Source organism: Pseudarthrobacter kochi (assembly GCF_055412805.1).
In genome coordinates, this window is the sequence record NZ_JBVAYV010000098.1 from 1 (window position 1) to 2,947 (window position 2,947).

Here is a 2,947-nt window from a genome sequence, read left to right on the forward strand (position 1 = left end):
CATTCCGAACCCGGAAGCTAAGACCCACAGCGCCGATGGTACTGCACCCGGGAGGGTGTGGGAGAGTAGGTCACCGCCGGAACATCATTAAACGGTCGAGGACCCCCAACATAGTTGGGGGTCCTCCCGCATTTAACCCCCAAACCACAACACGGAACCACCAAAACCCCGGGGCCAGCTCAGCGGGGGAACCGCCGGCCGTGGAGCAGGGCCAGGAGCTCGATGGCGAGCCCTCCGCCAACCGCGGCGATGCCGGCTGCCCACAACATGTCCGCCGGCGGCAAGGCCAAGTGGAAGAAGTCCTGGGCCAGCGGCAGGTTGAGCAGGATCACAAGGCTGGTACACACTGCCAGCAGCACTGCCAGCTTCTTGGCATCGAGCGGGCGGGAGACCACCGCGAGAATCCACAACCCGATCACGGACAGGGTAAGGACCGACGCGGACTGCAGGGACTCCGGCGCCGCCCCGGCAGCGCTGCGGGAACCCGCGTACAGGTTCAAACCCAGCATCGAGGCGGCGACGATGAGCCCGGCGGGGATGGAGAATGACAAAGACCTGCGAAGGAACCCCGGCCGGTAGCGGCGGCCATTGGCCATCAGCGCCAGGAAGAAGGAGGGGATCCCAATCGTGAGGCCGTCGGTGAAAGACAGTTGGCGCGGCAGGAAAGGAAACTGCAGGTTGAGGAGACCGAAGCTGACTGCGATCGCGATTGAGTAGGCCGTCTTGCTGAGGAACAGCTTGGACACGCGCTCAATGTTGGCGATCACCCGGCGGCCCTCGGCCACTACGCCGGGCAGCCGGTTGAAGCGGCCGTCCAGCAGCACCAGCCGGGCCACGGCCTTCGTGGCGGGTGCGGCGGAGTTCATCGCTATCCCAAGGTCTGCCTCTTTCAACGCCAGCACATCATTGACGCCGTCGCCTGTCATCGCGACCGTATGCCCGCGGCGCTGAAGTGCTGCCACCATGTCCTTCTTCTGCTCCGGACTGACCCGGCCGAAGACGGTGTTGGTATCCATCACCTCCTCAAGCAGCACGGGGTTGGCCGGGAGTTGCCGGGCATCGTAGCCCTCCCCGACATCCAGGCCCACCGAGCGTGCAATCGCCGCGACCGTGCGGGGGTCGTCCCCCGAGATGATCTTCAGCTCAACACCCTCGTTGCGGAAGTAGTCCAGCGTCTGTCGGGCATCGGCGCGGATCTGTTCCCGAAATGTGAGCACAACGACGGGTTTCACCCGAACCGGCAGTGTGGCGTCTTCGGCAGTGATGGTGGTGCCGTCGGCGTAGGCCAGCACCACGGTCCGCAGCCCGGAAGCGGCGAGCCGTCCGGCCTTGCCCAGGGCGTCGCCGGTCGCTGGCCCCGCGCTGCCGCCGGACCTGTCCGCCAGCACGATTTCCGGGGCGCCCAGGACCCATGAGCCGGGGCGAGTCCCTCCGCCGTCGAACGTCACGGAACTCCACTTCCGTGCGGAAGAGAACGGAACCGAGGAGACCGCCGGCGTGCCGCCGTCGTGCTCGAAATCTGTCTCGAGGCAGCGCGACGTCGCGTTTGCCTCCGGATCCGCAGCGAACCAGCCCAGGGCGTGCTCCCACCCGGGTTCCGCAGGGCCGGCCAGCTCGTGTACGCCGTCGAAGATGATGCTGCCTTCGGTGAGCGTTCCGGTCTTGTCCAGGCAGAGGACATCGACGCGGGCCAGGCCCTCGACCGCAGCGAGTTCCTGGATAAGAACCTTGTTGGCCGCCATCCGGACGCCGCCGACAGCGAAAGCAACGCTCGAGAGCAGGACCAGCCCCAGCGGAACCATGGCGATGACGCTCGCAATCACCCCCACCAGGGCGGATGTCCAGGCCCCACTGGCTATGGCGGCCTCCCAGCCGCCCCTGGACTGCATTTCACCGTTGGCAACGATGAGGGCGACCGGCAGCAGTGCCCAGGTCAGCCAGCCCAGAATCCGGTTGAGGCTGTTACGGATCTCAGAGTTGACCAAGGAGAACCGTTTCGCGTCGGCGGCGAGCCTGCTGGAAAACGATTCGGCGCCCACCCGGACCACTCGCGCCGTGCCCCGGCCGGCGACAATGATCGAGCCGGAGAGCACTTCAGTGCCGGCATCCTTGTCCACAGGATCTGACTCCCCGGTGAGGAGGGATTCATCGGACTCCAGCCCCCCGCTCTCGAGGACGGAGGCATCGGCCGTGACCTGGTCGCCGGCCCGCAGGACCAGGACATCGTCAAGTACGACGTCGGCGGTCGGGATTTCCTGCACCGTCCCGTCGCGCAGTACGCGGGCCAGCGGGGCCTCGAGGACGGCAAGGCGGTCCAGGGACCGCTTGGCGCGATACTCCTGCACAACACCGATGACGGCGTTGCCGGCAGCAGCCAGCCCAAAGAGTGCATCCTGCCAGCTGCCCAGCAGGAGCAGGAGGATAAAACTGGTGCCCACGATTGCGTTGAAAAGAGTCAGCACATTGGCCCGGACGATTTCCCAAAGGCTGCGGCTGGTTACATCCGGTACGCGGTTGTCGAGGCCGCTGTTCTTCCGGGAGGCAACGTCGCCGCGGGAGAGGCCGTTGGCCGCCGGTCCGGACACACGCCGGTGGAGCATGCCTGGTCCTTGGCGCCGGTGTTCTGCCATCACCTCCTGATCGTAACGGGAGGTGCGCCGGATTGCAGGTGACGGAGCACACAGGAACCCGATTTTGGTGTGTTGGGGTGTGGGGGCCGTGTGGGGTGTGTTTTTTCCGTGTGGTGGCGGGGTTTTTGGGGGTGTGGGGGTGGTGGTGGGGTGGATTTGTGTGGGGGTCTGGTGGCGTGTAAAGTAATTCGAGTCGCCGCCGCTGTTGCGGAGAGTTTGCGACCGACCCCCTGATGAACAGCCTGAGAATTTGGCGCACTTTTGAGTGTGCGTGTTGCGGGTGGGGACCTTCCGGAGAGTTTGTGGATCGCAGGAAT

1 protein-coding gene and 1 rRNA gene are annotated in these 2,947 nt (G+C 65.6%); one reads left to right on the forward strand and one right to left on the reverse strand.

Going from position 1 to position 2,947, the window contains the following annotated elements:
* Window positions 1–82: ribosomal RNA gene (rrf, locus tag ACZY0Y_RS19750) — 5S ribosomal RNA — on the forward strand; the annotation flags it as partial.
* A 97-nt stretch (window positions 83–179) separates the two neighbouring features.
* Here the strand turns inward: rrf and ACZY0Y_RS19755 are convergent.
* On the reverse strand, window positions 180–2,600 hold the full coding sequence (locus tag ACZY0Y_RS19755; RefSeq protein ID WP_463959922.1) for an HAD-IC family P-type ATPase: 2,421 nt from the start codon (window positions 2,598–2,600) through the stop codon (window positions 180–182).
* Window positions 2,601–2,947 lie beyond the last annotated feature (347 nt).

Excerpts from the sequence above, each read along its gene's own strand:
- ACZY0Y_RS19755 (WP_463959922.1), bottom strand. The coding sequence starts at position 2,600 with ATGCTCCACCGGCGTGTGTCCGGACCGGCGGCCAACGGCCTCTCCCGC.